Below are 25,390 nucleotides of genomic sequence, written 5' to 3'. Positions count from 1 at the left end.
TTGACTGGAGTCTTGCTGATGAAACGGATCCTGATTGTAGGCGGGGTAGCGGGGGGCGCGTCTGCCGCCGCCAGAGCCCGCCGTCTGAGCGAAGAGGCGGAAATTGTGATGTTCGAGCGGGGCGAGTTCGTCAGCTTCGCCAACTGCGGGCTGCCTTATCACATCGGTGGTGACATCCCCAACCGGGATGCCCTGCTGTTGCAGACCCCCCAAAGCTTCAAACGCCGCTTCAACGTGGATGTGCGGGTCTTTCACGACGTCATCGAGATAGACAAGGCCGGCAAGAGCCTGCTGGTGCGCAACCTGCTGACCGGTGAAGAGCGGCGCGAAGCCTACGACGTGTTGTTGCTGAGCCCGGGCGCGGCCCCCATCCGGCCTCCCTTCCCCGGCATCGACAGCCCGGGTGTGCACACCCTGCGCAATATTCCCGACATGGATCGCATTCTGGCGGCGCTGGCGCACGATCAGCCGCGCCACGTCACCGTGGTGGGGGGCGGTTTCATCGGGCTGGAGATGATGGAGGCGCTGCACCAGCGCAAGCTGGACGTCACTTTGCTGGAGCTCTCCGATCAGGTGATGGCACCGGTGGATAAGGAGATGGCCAACATGCTCCATGCCCGCATCCGGGAGGAGGGGATAGACCTGCGCCTGCGCACCGGCCTCTCCGCCATCGAGAGTCTGGATGTGCTAGCGGAAAAAACCGCTGCCGTGGCCACTGAACAACGGGGCGGGCTGCGACTGACCCTGAGCGATGGCTCCCGGCTCGATACCGGCCTGCTGATCCTGGCCATCGGCGTCAAGCCCGAGACCCTGCTCGCCGCCAAGGCGGGGCTGGAGCTGGGGCCCCGCGGCGGCATCAAGGTGGATGCCGCCATGCGCACCTCGGATCCCTTCATCTATGCGGTGGGGGATGCGGTGGAGGAGACCGACTTCGTCACCGGCGAGTCGGTGCTGATCCCGCTGGCGGGGCCTGCCAACCGGCAGGGGCGTATCGCCGCCGACAACATGCTGGGCCGCGCCGAAACCTACAAGAAGACCCAGGGTACCGCCATCTGCAAGTTGTTCGATCTGGCGGTGGCCAGCACTGGCCTGAGCGAGAAGCGGCTGCTGCAGCTGGGGTTGCCGTTCGAGAAGGCCTATGTCCACCCGGGCAGCCACGCCGGTTACTACCCAGGTGCCCACCCGGTCAGCCTCAAGCTGCTGTTTGCCCCCGATGGCAAGATTTATGGCGCCCAGGCCATCGGCAAGGACGGGGTCGACAAGCGCATCGACGTGCTGGCGGTGGCCCAGCGCGCCGGTCTCACCGTGTTTGACCTGCAGGATCTGGAGCTCACCTATGCACCGCCCTTCGGCTCGGCCAAGGACGTGATCAACATGGCGGGCTTTGTGGCCAGCAACCACTTGAAGGGGGATACCCTGCTCTGTCATGCCGCCGAGGTTGAGGCCCGTCACCCCCATCAGCAGGTGCTGGATGTGCGAAATGGCCCCGAGCTCGACAAGCTGGGTCGCATTCCGGGGGCGATGCACATTCCGCTGGATGAGCTGCGCAGCCGCCTTCATGAACTGCCCAGGGACAAAGAGCTGCTCATCAGCTGCCAGGTGGGCTTGCGCGGCCACGTGGCCTGTCGTCTGCTGAGCCAGCACGGCTTCAAGGTCAAGAACCTTTCCGGCGGTTTCAAGACCTGGCAGATGGCGGTGATGGAGTAACCCGCCCCAGCCGCAAGCGAGCGCCGACCCCAGGGTCGGCGCTGTTGCATCTGGCGGGGGCCGGCGGCGTTTTAACGCAATGAGTTTTGTGTCAAGCGAGCCTGATCCCTTATCCTGTTGGCTATTGCGCTGCACTGGCAGCGAGCCAATCAGGGATGACATTTATGCGCCGCGTCGACTCTCACCCTCGCTTCTCTTGTTCCTCACCACAACAGGTGGCCGTCCCCGGATGCCGCTGGCCGGCCCTGCTGCTGGCGGGGCTCACGGCGCTGCTGCTGAGCGGCTGCGGCCCCGACAAGCCTGTCGCCAATGAGCCGACCACGCAAGCGGCTGCCACGCAGCAGGAAGCGGGCACACCAAGCGCCGTAGTGCAGGCGAATGCCCGCCAATACCGCGATGCCCCGGCGCTGGCGCTGGTCTTCTCCGGCCAATTGGCGCCCAAGGCCAATTGGCAGAGCTGGCTATCGGTCAATGAAGGAGGCAAGCAGCTGCAGGGGGAGTGGATCCTGGCCGACGATGGCCGCACCCTCTATTTCCCGAACGTCCAGCCCGATAAAAGTTACGAGGTGAGCCTCAAGGCGGGGCTGGGCCCATCCCCCCAGCGCTGGACCCTCAAGACCCGTCCGCTGGAGGCGGGGGCTTCGTTTACCGCCAGCGGCATGGTATTGCCGCTGCGCGACGAGCTGCGCCTGCCCATCAGCGCGGTCAACGTGGACGAGGTCAATATCGACTTCTTCCGGGTCGATGCCGAGTATCTGCCCCGTTTCCTGGCCGAGTATCGCCCCGGTGCCGGCATGGGCAACTGGGAGCTCGAGCAGATCACCAAGCGGGCCAAGCGGGTGTTCAGCGGCCGCTACGCCCTGGAACTCGATGCCAACCGGCGCGAGACCCGCCTCATCAATGTGAAGGAGCCGCAGCTGGCTGAGGCTGGCGTCTACTTTGCGGTGATGTCGCCTCTTGGCAACTACGACTGGCGCAAGGAGACCACCTATTTCGCGGTGAGTGACATGGGGCTCAGTGCCCGCCGTTATCGCGATCAGCTGGAGGTGTTCGTGAGCTCGTTGGCCAGCGCCGACCCGCTCAAGGATGTGCAACTCTCTCTGCTCGATCAGAAGGGCAACCGGCTGCAGGTGCAAACCACCGATCCACAGGGCCATCGCCGCTTCGATCAGGTGCAGGGGGCGCGTCTGCTGCTGGCCGAGCAGGGCAACCATCTGGCGGTGCTGCGCCTCGATGGGGCGGCGCTCGATCTCTCCACCTTCGATCTCGGCACCCAACCCTGGCAGGCCCAGCAGCTCTATCTGTTCAGCGGGCGCGATCTCTATCGCCCCGGCGAACGGCTCGACAGCGAGATCCTGCTAAAAGGGCAGGATGGCCAGCTGCTGCCGGGGATGGCGGTGGAGCTGGAGGTGAAACAGCCGGACGGCCAGCTGCTCGAACAAAAGCGGCTGCTGCCGGACAATTTGGGCGCGGCCCACTACGGCCTGCGCCTGCCGGATGATGCCCCGCTCGGGCGCTGGACCATCAACCTCAAGACCTCTGCCGGCAGCCGCTTCGAGTGGCCTTTCCTGGTGGAGGAGTTTTTGCCGGAACGGCTGAAACTGCAGCTTGGCAAGGGGCCGGATGGGGACGTCACGGATCTGGACGCTGCCCTGACGCTGCCGCTGCAGGGGGACTATCTCTACGGCGCGCCAGCCAGTGCCACCAAGGCCAAGGCGGAGGTAAAAATCAGCCGCGCCACCATGCCCTTTACCCAGTGGCAGGAGTTTACTCTGGGTGACGTGCTGCTCGCCGAGCAGGCCAAGGATCTGGAGCCCCTCAACATCACCCTCGATGTGCAGGGGCAGGGGACTTTTTCGCTTGCTGATGAACTCGATGGGGTGCGCGCCCTCGGGCCGCTGGAGGTGGCTTATCGGGTTTCCTTGTCTGAGCCTGGTGGTCGCGCCGTCAACCGCAGCCGTACCCAGTATGGTTGGCCCGCGGGCAGCCAGTGGCCGGCGCTCAAGGCTGATTTTGTGGCGGATCGGGTGGAAGGGGGCAAGCCGCTCCCCTTCCAGATCCTCAACCTCGATGAGCAAGGTCAACCGGTGGCGGGGGCGGTGAAGGTGCGCCTCATCAACGAGTACCGCGACTACTACTGGCACTACGCCGATGGGGAGGGGTGGAAATACGAGTTCAACAGCCAGCCTTATCTGGAGCAGGAGCAGACCCTGCAGCTGGATGGCAAGGGGCCGACCCCGCTCACGCTGCCACTGGCGGCGGGCTGGTATCGGTTGGAGGTGGAGAACAGTCAGGGCCATCAATCGAGCCTGCGGGTGGAGATCGGCAGTTACGCCTGGGGCGGCGGTGGCGAGCAGGCGCGGCCCGACAAGATTGCCATCACCCTCGACAAGCGCGCCTACCAGGCGGGTGACAAGGCCAAAGTGACGTTGGTGGCGCCGCGCCCCGGCAAGGGGCTCTTGTTGGTGGAAGATGGCGACGGCCTGCGCTGGTGGCAGCGCATCGAGCTCAAGGGGGAGGGTGGCGATGCCAAGGATGCCCGCGGCGAGTTCGAGATCCCGGTCAGCCCCGAGTGGCAGCGCCATGACCTGCATATCTCGGCCCAGATCGCCGCGCCAGACAGTGCCTCCAAACCGGTCGGCAAGCAGCAGGGGCAGAGCCTGCGCTCGGTCGGCCTGGTGCCGCTCACCCTGGATCGGGAAGCGCGCCGTCTGCCGCTCACCCTGAGTGCGCCGGATAAAGCGGTGCCGCTTACCCGACTGGAGGTGACAGCCACCTCCACCCCCAACAGTCAGGGGCGGGTGGTGCTGGCGGCGGTGGATCGGGGTGTGCTCAATATCAGCGATTATCAACCCCTCGACCCGTTCGAGATCTTCTTTGGCCGCAAGCGCTTCGCCCAGGATTTGTTCGACAACTACGGCCAGGTGATCCCGCCGCAGGATGGCAAGCTGGCCCGCCTCAACTACGGGGGTGATAGGGCGCCGCTGAAAAAGGGCGGCGCGCTGGAGAGCAGGGTCGAGATCGCCGCACTGTGGAGCGGCGAGGTGAGTTTTGACGAGCAGGGTAAGGCGGTGATCCCGCTCGATCTGCCCAACTTCAATGGCGAGCTGGCGCTGATGGCGCTGGCCTGGAACGAACAGCAGGTCGGCGAGGCCGAGCGCGCCGTCAGGGTAGTAGCGCCCTTGGTGGCCGAGATCGGCTGGCCGCGCTTTGGCGCCAGAGGGGATGAGACCCGGGCGCTGGTACAGCTGCGCAACATGAGCGGCGAGGATCAGACCCTCTCCCTGGCCTGGACCCTCAATGGCGGGCTCAAGACAAACGGCGAGCTGCCTAGCATGCTGTCCCTCAAAAACGGCGAGGAGCAGTGGCTGACCCTGCCGCTCACCGTGACCGGGGCAAGCGGCGTGGCAAGCCTGCAGTTGGCGGCCAGCGGCAAGGGTTTTGCGATAAGTCGCGACTGGTATCTGCCGCTACGCTCCCCCTGGCCGGCCGAGACTCGCCAGCGCTACCAGATGCTGGCTCCCGGTCAGCAGATGAGTTTTGCGCCAGCTGAGCTGGCTGGGCTGGATCGCGCTAACCTGCAGGGGCTGCTCAGCCTCTCCGGCACTCCGCCCTGGGATCCGGCTGCCCAGTGGCAGGCGCTGGCCGACTACCCCTACGCCTGTCTGGAGCAGACCTTGTCGCGGGCCTGGCCTTACTTGCTGACCACGGCGGATGAGCGGGCCACCTGGAGCAAACCCTCAGAGGGCAAGCAAGCAGCGAGCGAGGCGGATGTGCAACGCGCTCTGCTGCAGCGGCTGCAGCGGTTGCAACTGCCAAGCGGCGGCTTTGGCCTGTGGGATGGCCGCTCCGACGAGGAGCAGTGGCTCACCGCCTATGCCGCCGACTACCTGCTGGCGCGCAAGGAAGCGGGCGACGCAGTGCCGGAGGCGATGCTCAATCAGGCGCTGAACCGGCTGCAAAGCTATCTCACCGACAGCCAGTACGGCGAGCGCTGGAGCAGCTCCCCCGAGCACAGCCGGCTGGCCTATCAGGCTTACAGTGCCTATGTGCTGGCCCGAGTAGGCAAGGCGCCGCTCGCTACCCTGCGCCTTGTCTGGGAGCAGCAGGCCGATCACGCCCGCTCCGGTTTGCCGCTGCTCCACCTCTCCCTGGCCCTCTCGGCCATGGGGGATGAGCAGAACGCCGCCAAGGCCCTCAGTCGAGCATTGGCGACCGAGCGTGGTGACGACTATCTGGGGGATTACGGCTCACCGCTGCGTGATGAAGCCCTTGAGCTCTCCCTGCTGCGCCAGCACAAGCTGGCTGCGGAGCGCTGGCCTGATCTCAGCGCCAAGGTGGCCGATACCCTGGCTCACCGTCAGTGGCTCAGCACTCAGGAGCGGCTCGCCCTGCTGCGACTCGCCCGTTTCGATCCGGCCGTCGACTGGCAGGCCAAGGTGACTTCCTCTCTTGGCAGTGGATCCCTGAGCGGTTCGGCTCCGCAGCAGCAGGGTGCCCCCGAGGCGCTGGCGGCGAGTACCGTCACCAATGAGGGCAAGGGATCCCTCTATGTGCAGCGCACTCTGGTCGGTTACCCCGAACAGGCTCCTACCAGGTTGAGTCAGGGGATAAGCGTGACACGCAGCTGGTTCAACAGCGACGGTCAGCGTTTTGACCCGACCAAGGTGAAGGTCGGCGATCTGGTGGTGGTGCGGCTCAACGTCAGCAGTGAATCGGCGGTGCCCGATGCCCTGCTGGTGGAGATGGTGCCCGCTGGCTTCGAGCTGGAGAACCCGGCCCTTGGCAACAGCATCAAGCTGGAAGAGCTCTCCATCGAGGGGAAACCGGCGTGGCAGAGCGAGTGGAACGACTATCTCAAGCATCAGGAGTTTCGCGATGACCGCTACACGGCAGCGCTGGATCTGAGCGAGGGGAGCAACCAGCAGCTGGTCTACCTGATGCGGGCGGTGACGCCGGGTCGCTATCAGGTGCCGCCGACCCAGGTGGAGGATATGTACCGCCCCGAGCTCAGGGCCGTGGGTGAGGATATCCATGAGGTAACGATTTCTGAGTAGCTGGCGCTTGATGGGTCGCAGACGCTCTCTGGGCAACGACCCCTCCCTTGAGCGGGTTCGCCCGCTCACTTTCTGGCGGCGCGGCTGGCTGCGACTGTGTCACGGTGGCCGCGTTTGCCGTCACTGGCTGGGCTGTCTGCCGCGCTGGCTGCGCTTTTCGGTGCTGGGAGTTGTAGCACTGCTCCTGTCATTGCTGGCGCTGGATCGCATTTTCCCGCCGCCACCGCTCGACCCTGCCTACGCACGGGTGGTGCTCGACATGAAGGGGCGACCGCTGCGCGCCTTTGCCGACACCAGCGGGGTGTGGCGCTACCCCGTGACCCTGGAGCAGGTCTCCCCCCGCTATATCGAGGCGCTGCTGGGCTACGAGGATCGCTACTTCTGGCATCATCCCGGGGTCAATCCGGTGGCCATGGTGCGCGGGGTCTGGCAGTGGCTGCGTTACGGGCGGGCCGTGTCGGGCGGCTCGACCCTCACCATGCAGGTGGCCCGCCTTATCGAGCCCTACCACAGGAGTGTGCCCGGCAAGTTGCGCCAGATGGTCCGAGCGCTGCAACTGGAGTGGCACTACGACAAGCGCACCCTGCTCACCGTCTACCTCAACCGGGCGCCGTTTGGCGGCAATCTGGAGGGGGTGCAGGCGGCAAGTTTTGCCTATCTCGGCAAGAGCGCCGCCAGGCTGACCCATGCCGAGGCGGCGCTGTTGGCGGTGTTGCCGCAGGCTCCCAGCCGCAACCGGCCGGACCGGCATCCCGAGCGGGCCCGCACCGCCCGTGACAAGGTGATGCAGCGACTGGTAGCGCAGGGTGTCTGGCCCGAACAGGTGTGGCTGGAGGGACGTATCGAGCCGGTGCTGGCTCGCGGTCACTTCACGCCGATGGAGGCGCCGCTGTTTGCCCGCCTTGCCGCCGACAATCAGGCCGGGGCGCTGGTGCATACCACCATCGATGGCGATCTGCAGCGCTGGCTGGAGGGACGGGTGGCGAGCTATATCCGCCGCTTCCCCGAGCAGACCTCTGCGGCGTTGCTGTTGGTAGATAACAAAACCATGGCGGTGCGTGCCTATGTGGGCAGCGCCGAGTATGGCAATTTGCGCCGCCACGGTTACCTCGACATGGTGCAGGCGATCCGCTCTCCCGGCTCTACGCTGAAACCCTTTATCTACGGCCTGGCCATGGACGAGGGGCTGGTGCACTCGGCCTCCCTGCTCTCCGATGCGCCAAGGCTGGGATCTGACTATCGCCCCGCCAATTTTTCCGGCGCCTTTCAGGGGCCGGTAACGCTGGCCCAGGCGCTGCAGCAATCCCTCAACGTGCCGGCGGTGCAGGTGCTGGAGGCGCTGGGGCCGGACAAGCTGGTCAGCCGCCTCGACAACGCTGGGGTGCGGCTGGCGCTCTCTGACAAGCCCAATCCGGCCATTGCGCTCGGGGCGGCGGGCATTCGGCTCGAGCAACTGGTGGCCCTCTACAGCGCACTGACCCGGCAGGGACAGGTGGCAATGCCGGTTTGGCTGGCGGGGCAGCAGGCGGTGTCACGCCCCTTGCTGAGCCCTGGAGCGGCCTGGATCATCTGGCAAATATTGAGCGCGCAGGGGCGGGCGGACCAGCCCTTTGCCAGCGAGGCGACTGGCCGGGTCAACCGACTGGCCTGGAAGACCGGCACCAGCTATGGCTATCGTGACAGCTGGGCGATGGGGGTCTCCGGTCGCTGGACCATAGGCGTCTGGTTGGGGCGCCCGGATGGTACCCCTATGCCCGGCTTTTACGGCCAGAGCGCGGCGGTGCCGCTGCTGCTCTCGGTCTACTCGCGGCTGGCTGACAACAGTCCCCTGCCGGCACAACCCAACACGGTGAGCGAGGCCGAAGTTTGCTGGCCGCTGGGGCGCAAGGCGAGCGCGACCCTGCCTGAGGCCTGTCTGCAGCGCCAGAGCGCCTGGCTGCTGGAAGGGCGCGATCCCCCCACCTTGCCGGATCCCATGGATTGGCCTTCGCCGCTGCGCCAGGTTGCGTTGACCGTTCAGGGAAAACCCACTCTGAGCCGCTGTCAGGATGCGGCGCAATCCGGTTTTCGGGCGCTCTGGCCATTGTCGCTGGAGCCGTGGCGGGTGCCTGGCGAGCGGCGCCAGGCGCTGCTGGCGAGTGGTTGCAAGGGGGAGGGGCAGAGCGCCGAGCTGCAGGCCCCCATTCGCATCTTGGCGCTGGGGGAGGGTAACCTTGTTCGCAGCCAGCGCTATCGGCTGCAGCCCAAAGTGCTGGGCGGTGTCGGCAAGCCGGCCTGGTTTCTCAACGGCCAGCGGCTGCGTTGGGACGGGGATCAGGTGCTGAGTGAGGCGGGTCGCTACCAGCTGGTGGTGGTGGATGAGGCGGGCAACAGCGATCGCATCGAGTTTCGGCTGGAGAATCCCTCCTGAGGGGAGGCGCCTCTCTTTGGTGTGTCAGAATATTGACGACATCGGGGGATGGCTCCGATGCCGTCAGCGGATTGTCGATTTCCCCATAGGGCGCCGCGGAGTCAGGGCTTGACCTGACCCAACCGGGTGAAGAAGTGCTGACTCTTGCGCTGGTGGAAGTGGCTCTTCTTGATGGAGTGAAACACCAGCTTGCTGTCCGGATGGCTCGCCTTGAGGCGATGGATCATCGCCATGGCGGGCAGGCCGGTACTGACGAGCGTAGTGAGCGGCAGGCTCTGGGTCTGCGGCCCCAGCAGCTGGTTGAGCCCCTGCTGCGCCTGCTCGAAGCGGGTCAGTACAGCTGGCTCGGCGTAGCCGCTGCCCAGCATGGCGAGCAGGGCATCGAGCGCCTGATTAAACTCGGCCAGCTGCTGGCGAAAGCCGCTGCGACTGCGCAGGGCGATCAGCTCTGCAAACGGGATGTCGGCCAAGTGAGTGGGCACTTGCAGCGGGATCTCCAGATGGAAGCAATCCTGGCCACCGCGGTTGTGATAGCGCGATTCGAGCAGGTGGAGCAGCCGGTCCAGATAGTCGTGATCGGTGATGAGGGCCCCCTCATTGGCGAGCGCCCACTCGCGGGCGAGCCGCATGGAGAGCAGGTTGGCAAAGCGGCGCGCCATCCTGAACCCGCCCTCCTCCCGGCTGGCAAAACCGTGGGCCAGGCAAAAGCCGTGCAGCCGCTCCAGCCCCGCCTGGGCCGGGCAGAAACAGTCGTGGTTGGCCGGCGTGCGCCAGCGCCCGATCAGCTCCTTGTTGCCAAACACCTTGTGACGCACGAAGTCGGGGGCGACAAGGCCGGCAATCTGACTCTCTATCTGGGGGGTGATGGCGGCAAAGAAGGCGGCATCCGGCCGCTCTGCCAGCAGATCCGTCTCCTGCTCGAGGGTTTGCAGCAGGGCGGTGAGGCCGCTCTTCTCACTGACGGTGAAGACGAAGGCGAGCCGCTCCAGATAGAGCAGGGCAAACTTGAGCCACAGCTCGTCGCGCACTTCCATGCCGGGGTAGTAGATGTAGGTCTTCATCGAATGGGTCTGTGGTCAGGAATGTTGCCAGGGCGCAGGTTCGGGAATATACGCAAGATTGCCTCGCTGCGGCAAACATTGCGTGGGGGAATGTGAGCAAACGCTCATCCAGTAGGCGCTGGCCACAAAGTTCTGATATAATTCGCGCCCTTAAATCAAGGTCACCCGAGTCATTACCATGAAGTTCATTATCAAGCTGTTCCCGGAAATCACCATCAAGAGCAAGTCGGTTCGCCAGCGCTTTATCAAGATCCTGCAGGGCAATATCCGCAATGTCCTGCGCCGCTTCGACGACGATGCCCGGGTGCGGATGGATTGGGACAAGCTGATCGTGAGCTCCCGCAATGACCAATTCCGTGAACAGGCCATCGAAGCCCTGGCCTGCATTCCCGGCATTCAGGCCTTCCTCGAGGTGCAAGCCAGCAAGTTTACCGACCTGCACGACATCTTCGAGCAGGTGAAAGCCGTGTGGGGTGACCAGCTCGAGGGCAAGACCTTCTGCGTGCGCGCCAAGCGCCACGGCAAGCACGAGTTCTCCTCCCTCGAAGTGGAGCGCTACGTGGGCGGTGGCCTGAACCAGCACTGCGTGAGCAACGGCGTGCGCCTCAAGAACCCGGATGTGAAGATCAACCTCGAGATCGACGGCGAAGAGCTGTTCATCGTCAGCGCCATCCACCAGGGGCTGAGTGGCATGCCCATCGCCACCCAGGAAGATGTGCTGAGCCTCATCTCCGGCGGTTTTGACTCGGGCGTGGCCTCCTTCCAGTTCATCAAGCGCGGCTGCCGGGTGCACTACTGCTTCTTCAATCTGGGTGGGGCCGCTCACGAGATCGGCGTCAAGCAGGTGGCCTATCACCTGTGGAACCGTTTCGGCTCATCCCACCGGGTGCGTTTCACCGCGGTGGACTTCGAGCCGGTGGTGGCCGAGATCCTCGAGAAGATCGACAACGGCCAGATGGGCGTGGTGCTCAAGCGGATGATGATGCGCGCCGCCGCCAAGGTGGCCGACGAGTTCCAGATCCCGGCGCTGGTGACCGGCGAGTGCGTGGGTCAGGTCTCCAGCCAGACCCTCACCAACCTGAATGTCATCGACCGGGTGACCGACAAGGTGATCCTGCGCCCGCTCATCACCTGGGACAAGCCGGACATCATCAGCGAAGCGCGCCGCATCGGTACCCTGGAGTTCGCCGAGACCATGCCGGAGTACTGCGGCGTCATCTCCAAGAAGCCGACCGTGAAGGCCGATCTGGCCCGCATTGAAGAGGAAGAGGGCAACTTCGACTTCGCCATTCTGGACAAGGTGGTGGCCGAGGCCCGTTACCTCGACATTCGTCGCATCGGTGAAGAGACCGCCGCCGAGGTGCAGGAAGTGGAGACCACCGCCGAGAGCGGCGACAACGAGGTGATCCTCGATATCCGCTCCATGGATGAGCACGACGAGAAGCCGTTGCTGGTGGAAGGGCGTGAGGTCATGCATATTCCCTTCTTCAAGCTGGCCACCGCCTTTGGCGATCTGCCGAAAGAGAAGACCTACCTGCTCTACTGCGATCGCGGCGTGATGAGCAAGCTGCAGGCGCTCTACCTGAAAGAGAAGGGCTTTGCCAACGTCAAGGTGTACCGTCCGTAAGGTGACGTTCAAGCGTGCATAAAAAAATCCGGCCAATGTGCCGGATTTTTTTATTTCACTTGCAGGTTGAGGCTCAAGGGCAGGGGACCGGGGTAAAGGTGGACTGCCCCTGGCAGCGCCATCCCATTTCCGCCTGGCGCATCTGCCACAGGTTGTTGCTGCGAAACAGGGTCAGGATGTAGATCATGTCGCTCTTGGTGCCATCGAGGGCGACCGAAAGTACCAGATCGTTGTCCAGCTGCTGCGCCTGGATGCGACTGGGTATGTCGCTGTGGCCGACGAAACGCAGGGCCACTTCACGATAGTCATTGACCCAGCTCTGCTGGGCGGTGCTTGCCTGACGGATCTGCTGGTTGAACTGCTGCACCGGGGTGGACGCGAGCCGACCAAACAGTACCTGGGCTTCAGCCTGCGCCGTTGCCACATTCATCAGTAACAGTGATGCGATGAGTCCAAGTTTTTGCATGAGGGATTCCGGCTTACAACACTGCATCCTATGACAACAGAAAAGCCTGCTTGGTTCAACGCAACCGGGCCGGGAGTGCGACCTGACGCCGGTTGTGAGGTCAATTGCGCTGCAGCGAGAAGGTAGGCAGTGACAGATGCCAGTAGATGGCGGCCACCCGTAAACCAAACACCGCCGTCATGCAGATGAGCATGGCGGTCACCCGATCCACGTCTATCTCCAGCGCCAGGGTATAGAGGATGCCCCCCAGGATGCAGGCGGTGGCATAGATCTCCTTTTGCAGCACCATGGGCACCTCCCGGGCCAGCACGTCCCTGATCATGCCGCCAGCCACCCCTGTCATGGTGCCCATCAATACGGCGATCAGCCCCGATGTACCAAAGTTGAGGGCTTTTTGTGCCCCGATCACGGTAAAGAGCGCCAGCCCGAAGGCGTCGGCGACCGGCAACACGTACCAGGGCATGCGACGGGGCAGCTTGACCATCCACATGCCGATCAGTGCCGTGGCGATCACCACCCAGATGTAGAGGGGGTCCCGTACCCAGAAGACCGGGGTGGCCCCCAGGATCATGTCGCGGATGGTGCCGCCGCCGATGGCGGTGACCGCCGCCAACACCATGACGCCAAAACCGTCCATCCTGAGACGGCCCGCCACCAGTACGCCCGAAAACGCGAATACCGCAGTACCAAACATGTCGCTGATGTAAACAATCTGCTCAACCAGTGTCTGCATGGAGAACAACTCACGTCCAATTGTTGATGGGGCCGCGATTTTAGGGGGGATTGCGGCGTCTGACCAATGGCTGCCTGCAAGAAGTGGGAGCCAGACCAAGTTTTTCTCGGCCGCGCTGGCGCCAGCCAGCGCGATGCATCTGAGCAGCGTCATGTTGCAGGGGAGGTGGATGTAGCCCTGCGCCCGGCCCGTTGTCGCAAGCCCGATGAACCCAGTGAGCAAAACAGGGTACTTTTTTCCTCAAGTTCAGCCGGAACATGCCGATATATAGGGTAAGCGGCGTTAATGCGATGAAGCGTTGAAAATAATGCTAAAGACATCGAAAAAGAGGCCGTTAAATAAGAAGCATCGAACAGGAAAGACAATAAAGTTCGAGCAAATTAAATAGTAAATTTAATAGCTTAGGAGAATAGTCATGGGTCTTTATATCAATACGAACGTTTCATCGCTTAACGCTCAGCGTAACCTGATGAACACCAACAAATCTCTGGATACATCCTACACCCGTCTGGCATCCGGTCTGCGCATCAACAGCGCCAAAGACGATGCCGCCGGTCTGCAGATTTCCAACCGTTTGACCTCCCAGATCAATGGTCTGGATCAGGGCAACCGCAACGCCAACGACGGTATCTCCGTCGCCCAGACCGCCGAAGGCGCCATGGAGGAAATCACCTCTATGCTGCAACGAATGCGTACCCTGTCCCAGCAATCCGCCAATGGCTCCAACAATTCGGATGACCGAGTGGCATTACAGGCTGAGTATAAACAACTGAATACAGAAATTAACCGTATTGCAAAAGACACAACGTTTGGTGGTCAAAATTTACTCGATGGTAAGTACAAGGGCACTTTTCAAGTCGGTGCGGATGCTGGGCAAACTATTTCTTTTAGACTAGACAAATTCGCATTCTCGCTAAGTGGAATTGCTGGTGGTACTACAGGTAAAGCAACAGTAGTTGCTGATACGACCACTAGTGATGCTTTCAAGGTAACTAAATCAACTACAGGGAATGTAAATTTTAGTGATATCAAGTCAATTACCAGCTCATTAAATGCACAAAAATCAATGGCTAACCTAGACTTTATGATTAAAGCAGTTGATAGTAAAAGGGCTGACTTGGGCGCAGTACAAAATCGTTTTGATTCTACCATTCGTAATCAGGCTAACGTGTCTGAGAATGTCAGCGCTGCGCGCTCACGTATCCGTGATGCTGACTTTGCCACTGAAACTGCCAACTTGACCAAGCAGAACATTTTGCAGCAGGCAGCCTCGACCATACTGTCTCAGGCGAACCAGCGGCCGCAGTCTGCACTTTCCTTACTACAAGGCTAACAAAAGAAAACAGGGCGGTTGTTCAGGCCGCCCTGGTCAAGAGATGGAACAAAGGGGTGTTCGGGTCGCACTCTGTTCTATCGTGAGAGAAATGCTTCTCTACTACTTATGTATTATGCAATGCCAAGTGTTGTCCAGTTGTTCAGTTCTGTCACGCTTGGTCATATTCTCCTGAGCGTATGCTCGTTTTAGGCCGGTTTACCGGCCTCTTTTTATTGTGCCGTCAAATTGACGCCACTCCACCATAGAAAGCACAAACTGTGCCAACATTCTGATTTCATCTCCTTCGCACCAGCGTTAGGGCGCACTCCCGAGCACTGGGGACGGCTTGCCACCATCTTGCCGCTTGCCGGATAAAACTTGCCGCTTTAGGCAACAATTTTCCTAAAGCTTATGTGAATGTTGCCGCTAACTAAGATGAAGCAATCGAGGGGTGTTCGGAATCCAACGTTTGCACTACTGCGGGTGGCCTGTTCGTTCAAACAGACACCCGCCAGAAGAATCAGGCTCGTTCAACCTGTTCTTCTAACGGTGGGACGCCGCTTTGGCGGCGCAACCCGCAGTCGCATGTTCTTCGGGAGAATATTTTATGGCCATGTATATCAACACGAATACTTCATCACTGAACGCCCAGCGTAACTTGATGAACACCAACAAGTCCCTGGATACGTCCTATACCAGACTGGCTTCCGGTCTGCGTATCAATACAGCCAAGGACGATGCTGCTGGTTTGCAGATCTCTAACCGCTTGACTTCACAAGTCAACGGGTTAGATCAGGGTAACCGTAACGCGAATGATGGTATCTCTGTTGCGCAAACGGCAGAGGGTGCAATGGATGAGATTACCAACATGTTGCAACGTATGCGTACGTTATCACAACAATCGGCCAACAGCTCCAACAACTCGGATGATCGAGTAGCATTACAAGCTGAATATAAGCAATTAAATACAGAGATAAATCGTATCTCCAAAGATACAACTTTTGGCGGTCAAAATTTACTTGATGGTAAATATAAAGGCACGTTTCAAGTTGGTGCTGATGCTGGTCAAACCATTTCATTTCGATTAGATAAATTTGCGTTTACTCTAAGTGGCATCGCTGGTGGGACAACAGGCAAAGCAACAGTGGTTGCTGACACAACGACTAATGATGCTTTTAAAGTGACAAAAGCCACTACGGGCAATGTGTCTTTTACTGATATTAAATCTATAACAAGCGCCTTAAATGCACAGAAATCAATGGCTAACTTGGATTACATGATTAAAGCTGTGGACTCAAAGAGGGCAGAGCTTGGTGCGATTCAGAATAGGTTTGATTCGACCATTCGCAACCAGTCCAATGTGTCCGAGAACCTGAGCGCTGCACGTTCTCGTATCCGTGACGCAGACTTTGCGACCGAGACAGCCAATCTGACCAAGCAGAACATTCTGCAACAGGCAGCGTCCAGCATCCTGGCGCAAGCCAACCAAAGACCGCAATCTGCTCTGTCCCTGCTGGGCTAACAGAAAAGCAGTGATGAGAAAGTAAAAGGAGCGACGATATGGCCAATGAAATTGGGATCCCGTCATCGGTCACTCCTTCTTCTCTTCAGTCAAGTAGCAAGAGCGGCCAATCGGCCGCTCAAGTGCTATCTGGCACGACGGAAGAGCAGCGGGTGACGGCACAACAGGATGTGAAAAGACAGCAGGATGCTCTGGGTGGTGAAAAAATCGCCAAACAGGGTGTATCCAATGCCGATATTGAAAATGAGGTCCAAAACTTGCAGGAGTTCAGCAAGTTGCAAGGTTGGACTGTCAATTTCAGTGTTGAGAATGATCTGGATCAGGTGGTCATCAAGGTGATGGACGCCGAGACCAAGTCAATGATCCGGCAGATCCCGAGTGAGGAGCTGCTGGCCATCAGCAAGCGGATCAAGGATCTGCGTGAGGGTGATGTATCCGGCGGCGGTTCGCGGGTCGGGCTGCTGCTCGATAACGAGATCTGATACGAAAAAATTAAGAGGAGAGAGAGTATGCCCACCATTACGTCTGCCGGTGCCGGCTCCGGACTCGATTTGGAGTCAGTGATTGCTGCCAGTGTCGATGCCAAAAAGGCACAACTGATGCAGCCCATCACCACCAAGAAGACCAACACTCAAATCACTCTCTCTGGTGTGGGGCAGCTGAAGTCTGCCATCGCCTCGTTCGTGACCACTCTGCAGGCCATGGCGAAGGATGATGCGTTCAACAAGCGATCCATCAACATTACCCAGGACAAGGACAAACCCGTGCTCAAGGTGGAGAGCAAGGCGGGGGCCTCCAACGGTCAATATGACATCAGTGTCGAACAATTGGCGAAGTCCAGTAAATTTGACGGTACCTTCGACTCGTCGACGACCCCCCTCATCACCCAGGACGGGAAACTGACGTTCAAGGCTGGCGATAAAATGTTCGATGTCGACGTCAAAGCTGGCGATTCGTTGCAATCCATCCGAAAGCGCATCAACAATGACGCAGACAACTTCGGTCTGAGCGTCAACATCATGAATACCTCAGATGGTAAATCCAAGCTGATGATCGACTCCGGGGTCAGCGGCGACGGCAAGGATCTGCAGATCACCGGCAGCACCACCGAGTTGACCGACAACCTGGTGTCCAAGTTGACCCAAAGCCAGAGCGCTCAGGATGCCAAGATCAAGGTAGATGGCAACGCCCTGACGAGTGCGACCAATACCTTTGATGGCACCATAGTCGGGCTCAAACTGACCGTGCTCAGAGAGTCGGATAGCACGACCTCTACCGATGTAGGTGGCAATCCGGTCAAGACCTACAGCTCGAACAAGGTTGACATTAGCACTGACAAGGCCGGTATCAAAGATATGGTCAAAAGCTTTGTCGATGGTTACAACGCGCTGGTGAAGAAGAGTAATGAGTTGGGCAAACGTAGCTCTATCGTGGCTGGAAAAAACCAAAATGATGGTGGAGCGCTGGCTGGTGATGCGACAACACGCGCAGTGATCAACATGATGGGCGGTGCTATCAACGAGCCCTCACAAAAATCCTCAACCTATTCAACGATTTTCCAGATGGGTATCAAGATGGATAACAAGGGGGTATTGTCTATCGACGATACCAAGTTCAGCGAGGCCATCGACAAGAACTTTGATCAGGTGGTTGCTGTGTTTGGCGGCAAGGATGGGGTTGCAGGCAAGCTGGCCAGCCAGCTGGAAACCTACTCCAAGACCGGTGGCCTGTTGGCCAAACGGGAAGATTCGCTCAATACCGATCTGCGCGAAGTAAGCCGCAAGGAGTCGGATATTACCGCCCAGCTGACCAAGTATCAGGAGACCTTGCGGGCCCGTTATGGCAGCCTGGACAGTATGCTGGCTAAGATGAACAAGTCGGCCTCTTATCTGAATCTGCTCAATACCAAAACGAATTAATACGTAGTCAGGAGCCGTGCCTCTTATGTATCGGAAAAATATCAAGGCTTACACCACCCAGAATCTGCAGTCCGAGCTGGCGGTGGCGGATCCCTACCGGGTGATCCAGCTGTTGATGCAGGGTTGCCTCGAGCGTCTTGCCCAGGCCCGTGGTGCCATCGAACGTCGTGATTTCGAGGCCAAGTCCCAGTCCATCTCCAAGACCATGGCCATCATCAACGGTTTACAGGACTCTCTGGATCTTTCTTATGGTAAAGTTCCAGAGGATCTTTTTGCTCTGTATGACTATATGAAGGTACGGATGATGGATGCCAGTCGCGACATGGACATGGCCGCCATCGACGAGGTGATGAACCTGATGCTGACCATTAAAAGCGGTTGGGATGCTATACCTGTCGAGATGCGTGAAAAGGCTTTAGCTCAACAACATATTGGTAGACAAAATGAGCTATAACCGTTTCCCTGAATTAATGACAGTAGGTCGAGAGTTGCTGACCTTATTGGAAAATGGGGAAGTTAATGCAGCTGAGTTGTTAATTGATCGTTACCTAGAAATGTTTAATGATTTTTTTCAGAATGCTAAATTAGAACTTGTGATTGACATAGAGCAGCAGCAAGCATTGTTAGAATTTCAATCTATCTATAAACAAGTAGAAAATACTAAGAACCAGACTGAAGCTGCTTTGTTGAAAATTTCAAAAGCAGGTCGAGCATCTGATCTTTACAAGCTGAATCTAGGTTAGTGATCTATGATGGATTTTAATAAAAAAATTAATGAAATAGAAAGTGAGTTAACCCGTCTCGAGCGCCAGAAAGAGCAGGAAGCTGCTATGCTCGATGTACTACCAGTTCGTTATGAACTGAATATGATGGCATTAGAAAAATACATGCCAGATATATATAATTTTTTCAAAGATTATGTACCCGAACGTGCATTTCGATTTTTTTGTACTGAAAATGGAGAGCCAAATGTTCTCTGGTTATCAGAAAATAAGGCTCTCTATGGTAATGAGCCATTTAAAGATGCTGAGGAACAAGTTAAATATATATTTCAACACAATAAGTTACAATGCGTTAATTTTGTAAAGGACTGGTTCGTTGGTGGTCGTATACATATTAAATATAACAATGCCATTGCTGATTTGAAACCAGATATAACACGCTGTGATATGACTTTAAATAAGTTTGTTGGCTTTGATATACCAATGGTAGTCATGTATGGTATAGGCCTTGGTTATCAGCTTGGATATTTGTATGAAAAGTTTAAGATAAAAAATCTTTTTGCTTTTGAGCCTGACTTAGATATATTTTATGCTTCTCTTTTTTGTTTTGACTGGAGTGCTCTTCTTGATTTCATGAGTAGGGAATCAATAAGTTTGCATATATTCCTAGGTGTTGATGAGAACCTCCTTGTAGGAGATATGATTAATGCCCTGAGTAGTAAAGGCGCATTTTGGTCATCAGCATATTTTTCGTTCGCACATTACAATTCAGATAAAATAAACAAATTGGTTGCTAGGGTTGAGAAGGAGTTTCACTTACTCAGGAGTGGGTGGGGGTTCTTCGATGACAATATATATTCATTGGCTCACAGTCGTATCCATCTATTAAATGAAGATTTTTTCTTAAAAAAAGAAAGAGATATGTCTTTTTTGAAAGATATACCAGCTTTTGTTGTTGGGAATGGACCTTCTTTAGATAAAAACATAAATTTTATTAAAAATCTATCAGATCAAGTAATTATTATTGCATGTGGTTCTGCAGTTAGTGCACTTTATAAAGAAGGAATTCAGGCTGATATATATGTTGCAGTTGAAAGAACCAAAAGTTCAGCTGACTTTCTAGACATAATGAATGCACGAAACTACTTGCGTGAGATGGCTTTCTTAAGTGTTGATGTCATTCATCCAGATTGTAAGAAGTTTTTTAGAAAAACAGGCTTAGCTTTTAAAGCAGATGAGCCTATTTATACATACTTATCGGCTTTATCAGAACAGAAATATGATACTCTAGATTATTCCAATCCTTTTGTTGGTAATTCAGGTTTAAATTATGCCTTGTTGTTAGGGTTTAAAAATGTATACTTGTTTGGTATTGACAATGGCTATAAAAATATAGAAACCCATCACTCGCTATTAAGTCTATACTATAATGATAAAAAAGAAAGTAAAATTAAATCACATGTAGAAGATGCATTTTTATCCCCTGCAAATTTTGGCGGTGTAGCCTATACCAATAGGTTGTTTTCTCTTTCAGCATACAGAATGTCCCAACTCATTAGTGAATTTAAAAATACTATGTGTATGAATTGTAGCGATGGGATATATATTGATGGAGCAATTCCTCTTCATGCGGAAATGCTTAACCTTCATTCAAGAAAAATAGATAAAAAGAAGATAGTTGATAATATTTTTGATTGTGGGTTTATCAAGTTTGATGCCAGCAATCTAGATTTTGACATCCTACTAAATAAACCATTATTTATTGATTTGATGGATATGTTCAGAAAGGACTGGAATGATGTATCTAGAGATTTCAATGATATATTATCATTGATGCAAAAACACCATGATTATTTGTATTATATTGGGCGTACCAGAGAAAGACACATATACAGAGTGCTAATTGGTTCATTGAATTATTTTTATGCCAATATGATTACACTAATGCTAATTATCATTGAGGTTGAGGATAGCCTATTTAAGGAGAAGGTTGAGCAGGCGTTAAAAATATTAGATTCTTTTTTTGTTGAGGCTTGCGACCTATATTGTAATGCTTTTGAAAATGTCGATGATAATTATTTTACAGGCTTGAATGTTTTTAAGCATGACTGACAGTTCTAACGACATATAATCTGCTGGTTTGATACCTAAGTTGCTGTTCAGAATAGTATAGTACTGAATAAGGATGGGTTTACCTCACAACGGTAGATACATCCTATCCTCACGACGAGACCTGTTCAAAGGCCTCCCGGCTGACAGCAACTAACGTGGTTGTACCTTAGAACCCCGTTAAGAAAATTTCAATGTAATCTAAGATATTATCAGTACGGTAGCGGCATTTCTAATGCGATCTTTTTTCTGCAAACTGAAGATCGATTCAGCTACCGCATTGTCCAGCTGTCACGTCGGCTCATAATTGGTGCTAGGTTGTTGGCCTGGCAGAAAGGCTGCTAGTCGTCACTATCATATTAGTTACTCTGGCCCCAGAGTGCACGATGACCTTGCTGTCTGGTTTACGCTGTCATTCGGCCATCAGCTGTGCACCCAACGCGAACTCGCGTGAAAGGATCTGTTTTATCCACCAGACCACCATTTTACAAGTGAAAATATCTATAACTATAGCCAGATACAGCCAGCCAAATCAAGTGCGGATATAGGTGGTATTGGTAACCAAACCTGATTTACCCATATAAAAATAACTTATCGCTGTATACAATTAGGTGCAGCGGTGGAAGATCTACGGGATACCCTACGTGGCGATTTATAGCCGAAAACCGTTGTGATCTGATTTATTTGCATAAGCTATCCCACCCGTTTTTACCACAGGTTTTGCCGTACTCATTCAGGTTGCCATCAATCTAGCGATAGCCATACACGGCGGCCTAAAGTGTGTGGGTCACGAATGAGTGTTTCTGGGGGCAGGTTGTTTTGAACACGTGAATAGCATCGAATGGTGCTGCTATGTATAAAAATAAGCCCAAGCGACATTTATTACCAGACACATTGTCATGACACCCCATACAGAGCGTGCTCGCTAATAAAACGATACTTCAGTCGGGCTCTCTTGTAAATTTCTGAGCGACCTTTTCAGTATATTCCACTTTTCTTTGGTGCATTTTAACTGTACCCATAGCCTCAGGACCTCACTCTTTTCTTCCAGTAAGTCTCGAGCATGCTACTCACTATTATCCGGTTTGATGGCCCTCAGCCATTTATAAAAACTGTGTGCAGAAATCTCCAGCAAGTCATAGATTTCTACTCATTGAATAACCAAGAGCAGTTATCTAACGCACGGCTTTTTATTTAAAATTCAGGTGTAAATCGTGGAGTGCCCATACGCCCCTCTTATGCTAAAACTCTAGGGCTGGATCGTCTACTAGGGTGGGGACAGTCCACATTGTTACAATTATTGAAGTTGATGGTCGGACCAATTACGAAGAAGTCGTCGAACTCGAACGCGTAATAATGGCCCCCATTTGGGAACATTATTTGGTGAAATTTTCCTCGGAATGAATATCGATGATCTTATGTGACAGGTTTGGCGCCGTAGCACTGGTAAGATCCGAGATACGGACCAATGGCAATTTTGGAACAAAAATTCTTCCACCTTCATGCGATCAGAATTATTCAACATGAAGTATATCCCTTGATGCAAGGTGATATAGGCGCGGGTCATTTTTCTAATTGATGGTGGGTAAAGTATCTTCGCACTAGCCCATCTTCTTTGAAATAATGGGGCGATAGAACAACTATAACTGACCATATCGCCATAGTGGGTTATGACAAAACTGGTAGGATTATAATGTATAATTGTAATATAGTTTGCTGTCATGAAGGATTTATTGGATGCCGGCAGTGGCGCCGTAGGAATGGATTGGGTTTGCGTCCTAGATGAGTTTTCAGCAATATGAACATTGGTTTTGATGCACTCTACTGGGTTGTATTCAGCAGCTGTAACCTGTTGCAAAGCTACTGCATGGACCACATAATAGATGCAACACATTGACTTGGTGAGCCGGCTATTATCTCTTAGATCACCAATAAAATACATTGAGGAGTTGTTGGGATTCCGCGTTACTTCGAGCGACTTCAGTTCGTCACGAGATTGAATAATGGTTATTTCCGTTTATGTTTATAAAGTTTCTGTGCTGTTTTGACCAATGTTTGTCCAAACGAGCTGGTACTGCCTGTGAATAGTAACATTTTATTGTGGCATCTAGTCATACAAACAGTAGATTCATTATATTCCAACAAGAAGAATACCCGCATTTTGGAATAATGTTGACTGTTTTTCACAAAACAGTGTGAATGATAGGGGTCTCAAGCCGGCAAATCGTTATGTCCTAATCAGAGTTAGCTATCAGGAAGAATCGCGAGTTTGCATGCAGGTCTGGATTGCTTGACATATCTGTTCCACCGCATTGAGTGCTCTTGGGGTGAAACGGTGCAGCTCATCCGAGTTGATGAGTTGCAGACGCTGGTGGCGAACGGCATCCACCATGGGCCACTGTTGCCAGTGGCGCAGGGCGTCAGCGTCTTGACTCCCTGCCAGGATCAACGCCGGATTGGCCTTGATCACCTGCTCCAGGCTGACCTGGGGATAAGGAGTGCGGGCATCCGCCATCAGGTTATCCCCGCCACACAACTCGATGGCCTGGGCGGGCCAGGCATTGCCGCTGACGCTGGTGAGCGGTGGATACCAGAGCTGGTAGAACACCTTGATATGCTTGGGTTTGCCGTAGCGCTGGCCAAGGGCAGCCAGGCGGGCGAGATAGGCATCGGCCTCGGCATTGGCGGTTTGTTCCACCCTCAATGTTTTTCCCAAGACCCGCATCTCGGTGGCGAGGGAGGCAAAGTCGGTCGGTTCTGAATAGAACACCGGGATCCCCAGCTGCTCGATGGGGGCCAGCATGCGAGACTGGGCGGAGCGCCAGGCGACGATCAGGTCGGGTTTCTGGGCCAGCAGGGCTTCCAGATTGATACTGCGGTAGTTGGCCACCTGGGGCAGGCGCTTGACCTCGGGCGGATAATCGGAGGCATCGTCGGTGGCCACGATGCGATCCCCTGCGCCGATGGCAAACAGCAGTTCGGTCAGGTGGGGGGTGAGGCTGACGATGCGTGCAGGCGTCCCGGCCAGCAGGGCTGGCGACATGCACAACAGGCAGAGCAGGGTGAGCCATCTAGCCATGCAGGTGCTCCAGCACAGTGAGCAGCAATGCCAGCGCCAGCCAGCCCCAACCGGCTTGTTGCAGGCGGTTGAGCAGGTGCAGGGCGGTACCGGCCTCCGGCTCGGCGGCGGCGTCAAACACGGGAAAACGGAACAAGCTGCCCTGATAGTAACGGGGGCCACCGAGCTTGCAGCCCAGCGAGCCGGAGAGCAGCGCCAGCAGTATTCCCATGGCGGGGTAGGGCCAGAGCATGGCTGTACGCAACCGGCTGGCCAGCTTGCGCAGCTGGGTCAGGCACAAGGGCAGCGCCAGCAACAAGATGGCAGGGGTACACAGGGCCTGGTAGAGCACGGCGGCGGCCCGGCCAAAGTGGGCAAAGGCTGGCAGTTTCGGGCTCCAGCCCTGGTTCATCAGCTGGGCGAGGCGCCACAACAGGGCCCCCTGCACCCCCGCCAGGGCGAACCCCAGCAGAGGGCCGGCCCATTGTCCTATCAGTCGCAGGGCGCAGCTTTCGCTGACCGCCTTGGCAAGCCCCATCAGAGATAGCTTGCCGGTATCGCGTCTGAGCCAGGGGGCCGCCTGCAGCCGGGCCACCACCAAGGTATCCTGGTCTGTCAGCGCGCGAGTGGCACGGGCCAGTTCCCGCAACGGGCGCGATTCCAGCATCAGCAGCAGAAACAGCAGGTCGAACAGCGGCTCCGAGAGCGAGAGATTGCGCACCGCCCAGAGTCCGGCGGCGCACGGCAGCCAGACAATCAGCATGGCCAGCAGACCGGCCTGCAATTGCTGACCGGGGGCGCCATCGGGGCGACACACCTTGTGACCCAGCCGGGTCAGCAGGGGCACGACGGCGGAGAGCCGATAGTGGGCCGGCCAGGGTACGATGGCCTCCAGCAGGGCGGCCCCGAGCAAAATGGCCGCCGGAGTGGCGGCCATCTGTTCCAGTGTGGTGAGTGTGATCACAGCTTGCCGAGCATCTTGATGATCACTTCGGCAGAGTGCTTGCCGGCCACCTCGATGAAGGCATCGAAGGATTCAACCTGTTCCTTGCCGGCGATGTCGGACATGGCACGCACCACCAGATAGGGCACCTTGAACATGTGGCACACCTGGCCGATGGCGGCCCCTTCCATCTCGACCGCCAGCATCTGCGGGAAGTCGGCACGGGCTTTGGCGATGGCGTCGGGCTTGCACATGAACTGATCGCCGGTGCAGATGAGGCCGACCTTGGTTTGATGCTTGCCTTGTTCGGCAATGCAGGCCTGGGCGACGGCGATGAGCTTCTCGTCGCAGGGGAAGGCGGCAGGCTGCTGCGCCATCTGGCCCATCTCGTAGCCAAAGGCGGTCACGTCGACATCGTGGAAGCGCATCTCGCTGGCGATCACCACGTCACCGATGTGCAGGTCCTGGGCAAAGCCGCCGGCAGAGCCGGTGTTGATGACGCAGTCGGGGGAGAATTTTTCCAGCAGCAGGCTGGTGGCGACGCTGGCGGCGACTTTACCGATGCCGGAGCGGGTCAGGATCACCTCCCTGCCTGCCAGGGTGCCCTGATAGAACTCGCAGCCGCCCAGTTGCAGGGTGGTCGGGTTGCTCATCTGGCTGCGCAGCAGGGCCACTTCCTGTTCCATGGCGCCGATAATACCTACTTTCATCACTCACCTCGTCTTGATGGCCAGTTGGCCG

Annotated in this window: 18 protein-coding genes and 1 pseudogene; 11 read left to right on the top strand and 8 right to left on the bottom strand. The window is 56.4% G+C overall.

Features of this window, described 5'->3' with window-relative positions; translation table 11 throughout:
• Positions 1–18: 18 nt before the first annotated feature.
• The 3 genes from CK627_RS17560 (at position 19) to pbpC (ending at position 9,174) form a co-directional block, all read left to right on the top strand.
• On the top strand, positions 19–1,707 hold the full coding sequence (locus CK627_RS17560) for an FAD-dependent oxidoreductase (protein ID WP_095592979.1): 1,689 nt from the start codon (positions 19–21) through the stop codon (positions 1,705–1,707).
• Between the two features lie 164 nt (positions 1,708–1,871).
• Positions 1,872–6,764, top strand: coding sequence for an alpha-2-macroglobulin family protein (locus tag CK627_RS17555; RefSeq protein WP_437339680.1), 4,893 nt, complete (start codon positions 1,872–1,874; stop codon positions 6,762–6,764).
• A gap of 10 nt (positions 6,765–6,774) precedes the next feature.
• Complete coding sequence (gene pbpC, locus CK627_RS17550) at positions 6,775–9,174, top strand: penicillin-binding protein 1C (protein ID WP_095592977.1); 2,400 nt, start codon at positions 6,775–6,777, stop codon at positions 9,172–9,174.
• A 101-nt stretch (positions 9,175–9,275) separates the two neighbouring features.
• On the opposite strand, the gene CK627_RS17545 is transcribed toward pbpC, so the two are convergent.
• Complete coding sequence (locus CK627_RS17545) at positions 9,276–10,235, bottom strand: hypothetical protein (RefSeq protein ID WP_095592976.1); 960 nt, start codon at positions 10,233–10,235, stop codon at positions 9,276–9,278.
• 178 nt (positions 10,236–10,413) lie between these two features.
• On the opposite strand from CK627_RS17545, the gene thiI reads away from it, so the two are divergent.
• Positions 10,414–11,862 (top strand): tRNA uracil 4-sulfurtransferase ThiI, encoded by a 1,449-nt coding sequence (gene thiI / locus CK627_RS17540; RefSeq protein ID WP_005299656.1) that lies wholly within the window; start codon positions 10,414–10,416, stop codon positions 11,860–11,862.
• 73 nt (positions 11,863–11,935) lie between these two features.
• Here thiI and CK627_RS17535 read toward each other — a convergent pair whose 3' ends face one another.
• Together CK627_RS17535 and CK627_RS17530 are read right to left on the bottom strand one after the other, a co-directional pair.
• Positions 11,936–12,292 carry a hypothetical protein gene (locus CK627_RS17535; RefSeq protein ID WP_010634335.1) on the bottom strand — a complete coding sequence of 119 codons (357 nt, stop codon included), beginning with the start codon at positions 12,290–12,292 and terminating at the stop codon, positions 11,936–11,938.
• Between the two features lie 136 nt (positions 12,293–12,428).
• Complete coding sequence (locus CK627_RS17530) at positions 12,429–13,061, bottom strand: trimeric intracellular cation channel family protein (protein WP_017779902.1); 633 nt, start codon at positions 13,059–13,061, stop codon at positions 12,429–12,431.
• A 415-nt stretch (positions 13,062–13,476) separates the two neighbouring features.
• Here CK627_RS17530 and flaA point away from each other — a divergent pair, with 415 nt between their 5' ends.
• From flaA to CK627_RS17495, 7 genes are all read left to right on the top strand, one after another.
• A complete protein-coding gene (gene flaA / locus CK627_RS17525) occupies positions 13,477–14,394 on the top strand; it encodes a flagellin A (protein WP_024942783.1) in 918 nt (305 codons plus the stop codon).
• A gap of 589 nt (positions 14,395–14,983) precedes the next feature.
• The gene (gene flaB, locus CK627_RS17520; protein WP_024942782.1) at positions 14,984–15,898 is read left to right on the top strand and encodes a flagellin B; all 915 of its coding nucleotides are present in this window, start codon (positions 14,984–14,986) and stop codon (positions 15,896–15,898) included.
• 38 nt (positions 15,899–15,936) lie between these two features.
• Positions 15,937–16,380, top strand: a complete 444-nt coding sequence (locus CK627_RS17515; RefSeq protein WP_095592975.1) for a flagellar protein FlaG — start codon at positions 15,937–15,939, stop codon at positions 16,378–16,380.
• A 27-nt stretch (positions 16,381–16,407) separates the two neighbouring features.
• Positions 16,408–17,817, top strand: coding sequence for a flagellar filament capping protein FliD (gene fliD, locus CK627_RS17510; RefSeq protein WP_024942780.1), 1,410 nt, complete (start codon positions 16,408–16,410; stop codon positions 17,815–17,817).
• A gap of 25 nt (positions 17,818–17,842) precedes the next feature.
• Complete coding sequence (gene fliS, locus CK627_RS17505; protein WP_024942779.1) at positions 17,843–18,271, top strand: flagellar export chaperone FliS; 429 nt, start codon at positions 17,843–17,845, stop codon at positions 18,269–18,271.
• Positions 18,261–18,560, top strand: a complete 300-nt coding sequence (locus CK627_RS17500) for a hypothetical protein (protein ID WP_024946099.1) — start codon at positions 18,261–18,263, stop codon at positions 18,558–18,560. The genes fliS and CK627_RS17500 overlap by 11 nt, the downstream gene beginning before the upstream one ends.
• 6 nt (positions 18,561–18,566) lie before the next feature.
• Positions 18,567–20,651, top strand: a complete 2,085-nt coding sequence (locus CK627_RS17495) for a motility associated factor glycosyltransferase family protein (RefSeq protein WP_254425323.1) — start codon at positions 18,567–18,569, stop codon at positions 20,649–20,651.
• A gap of 109 nt (positions 20,652–20,760) precedes the next feature.
• Here the strand turns inward: CK627_RS17495 and CK627_RS23095 are convergent.
• From CK627_RS23095 to mtnN, 5 genes and pseudogenes are all read right to left on the bottom strand, one after another.
• Positions 20,761–21,875: pseudogene (locus CK627_RS23095) on the bottom strand (DDE-type integrase/transposase/recombinase).
• Between the two features lie 70 nt (positions 21,876–21,945).
• On the bottom strand, positions 21,946–22,650 hold the full coding sequence (locus CK627_RS23205; protein WP_367643837.1) for a polysaccharide biosynthesis protein: 705 nt from the start codon (positions 22,648–22,650) through the stop codon (positions 21,946–21,948).
• Positions 22,651–22,899: 249 nt separating this feature from the next.
• Positions 22,900–23,727 carry a cobalamin-binding protein gene (locus tag CK627_RS17485; RefSeq protein WP_095592972.1) on the bottom strand — a complete coding sequence of 276 codons (828 nt, stop codon included), beginning with the start codon at positions 23,725–23,727 and terminating at the stop codon, positions 22,900–22,902.
• On the bottom strand, positions 23,720–24,670 hold the full coding sequence (locus CK627_RS17480; RefSeq protein ID WP_167385377.1) for a cobalamin biosynthesis protein: 951 nt from the start codon (positions 24,668–24,670) through the stop codon (positions 23,720–23,722). The genes CK627_RS17485 and CK627_RS17480 overlap by 8 nt, the downstream gene beginning before the upstream one ends.
• Entirely contained in the window at positions 24,667–25,359 is a 693-nt protein-coding gene (gene mtnN, locus CK627_RS17475) for a 5'-methylthioadenosine/S-adenosylhomocysteine nucleosidase (protein WP_095592971.1), read from the bottom strand. The genes CK627_RS17480 and mtnN overlap by 4 nt, the downstream gene beginning before the upstream one ends.
• Positions 25,360–25,390 lie beyond the last annotated feature (31 nt).

It is taken from the genome of Aeromonas dhakensis, from assembly GCF_002285935.1.
Classification (GTDB): domain Bacteria; phylum Pseudomonadota; class Gammaproteobacteria; order Enterobacterales; family Aeromonadaceae; genus Aeromonas; species Aeromonas dhakensis.
Note: the sequence above shows the minus strand (reverse complement) of the source record. Positions and strands in the feature narration are given on the sequence as shown.

Coding starts and splice junctions, on each gene's coding strand:
- CK627_RS17560 (WP_095592979.1), top strand. CDS start 19: ATGAAACGGATCCTGATTGTAGGCGGGGTAGCGGGGGGCGCGTCTGCC.
- CK627_RS17555 (WP_437339680.1), top strand. CDS start 1,872: ATGCGCCGCGTCGACTCTCACCCTCGCTTCTCTTGTTCCTCACCACAA.
- pbpC (WP_095592977.1), top strand. CDS start 6,775: ATGGGTCGCAGACGCTCTCTGGGCAACGACCCCTCCCTTGAGCGGGTT.
- CK627_RS17545 (WP_095592976.1), bottom strand. CDS start 10,235: ATGAAGACCTACATCTACTACCCCGGCATGGAAGTGCGCGACGAGCTG.
- thiI (WP_005299656.1), top strand. CDS start 10,414: ATGAAGTTCATTATCAAGCTGTTCCCGGAAATCACCATCAAGAGCAAG.
- CK627_RS17535 (WP_010634335.1), bottom strand. CDS start 12,292: ATGAATGTGGCAACGGCGCAGGCTGAAGCCCAGGTACTGTTTGGTCGG.
- CK627_RS17530 (WP_017779902.1), bottom strand. CDS start 13,061: ATGCAGACACTGGTTGAGCAGATTGTTTACATCAGCGACATGTTTGGT.
- flaA (WP_024942783.1), top strand. CDS start 13,477: ATGGGTCTTTATATCAATACGAACGTTTCATCGCTTAACGCTCAGCGT.
- flaB (WP_024942782.1), top strand. CDS start 14,984: ATGGCCATGTATATCAACACGAATACTTCATCACTGAACGCCCAGCGT.
- CK627_RS17515 (WP_095592975.1), top strand. CDS start 15,937: ATGGCCAATGAAATTGGGATCCCGTCATCGGTCACTCCTTCTTCTCTT.
- fliD (WP_024942780.1), top strand. CDS start 16,408: ATGCCCACCATTACGTCTGCCGGTGCCGGCTCCGGACTCGATTTGGAG.
- fliS (WP_024942779.1), top strand. CDS start 17,843: ATGTATCGGAAAAATATCAAGGCTTACACCACCCAGAATCTGCAGTCC.
- CK627_RS17500 (WP_024946099.1), top strand. CDS start 18,261: ATGAGCTATAACCGTTTCCCTGAATTAATGACAGTAGGTCGAGAGTTG.
- CK627_RS17495 (WP_254425323.1), top strand. CDS start 18,567: ATGATGGATTTTAATAAAAAAATTAATGAAATAGAAAGTGAGTTAACC.
- CK627_RS17485 (WP_095592972.1), bottom strand. CDS start 23,727: ATGGCTAGATGGCTCACCCTGCTCTGCCTGTTGTGCATGTCGCCAGCC.
- mtnN (WP_095592971.1), bottom strand. CDS start 25,359: ATGAAAGTAGGTATTATCGGCGCCATGGAACAGGAAGTGGCCCTGCTG.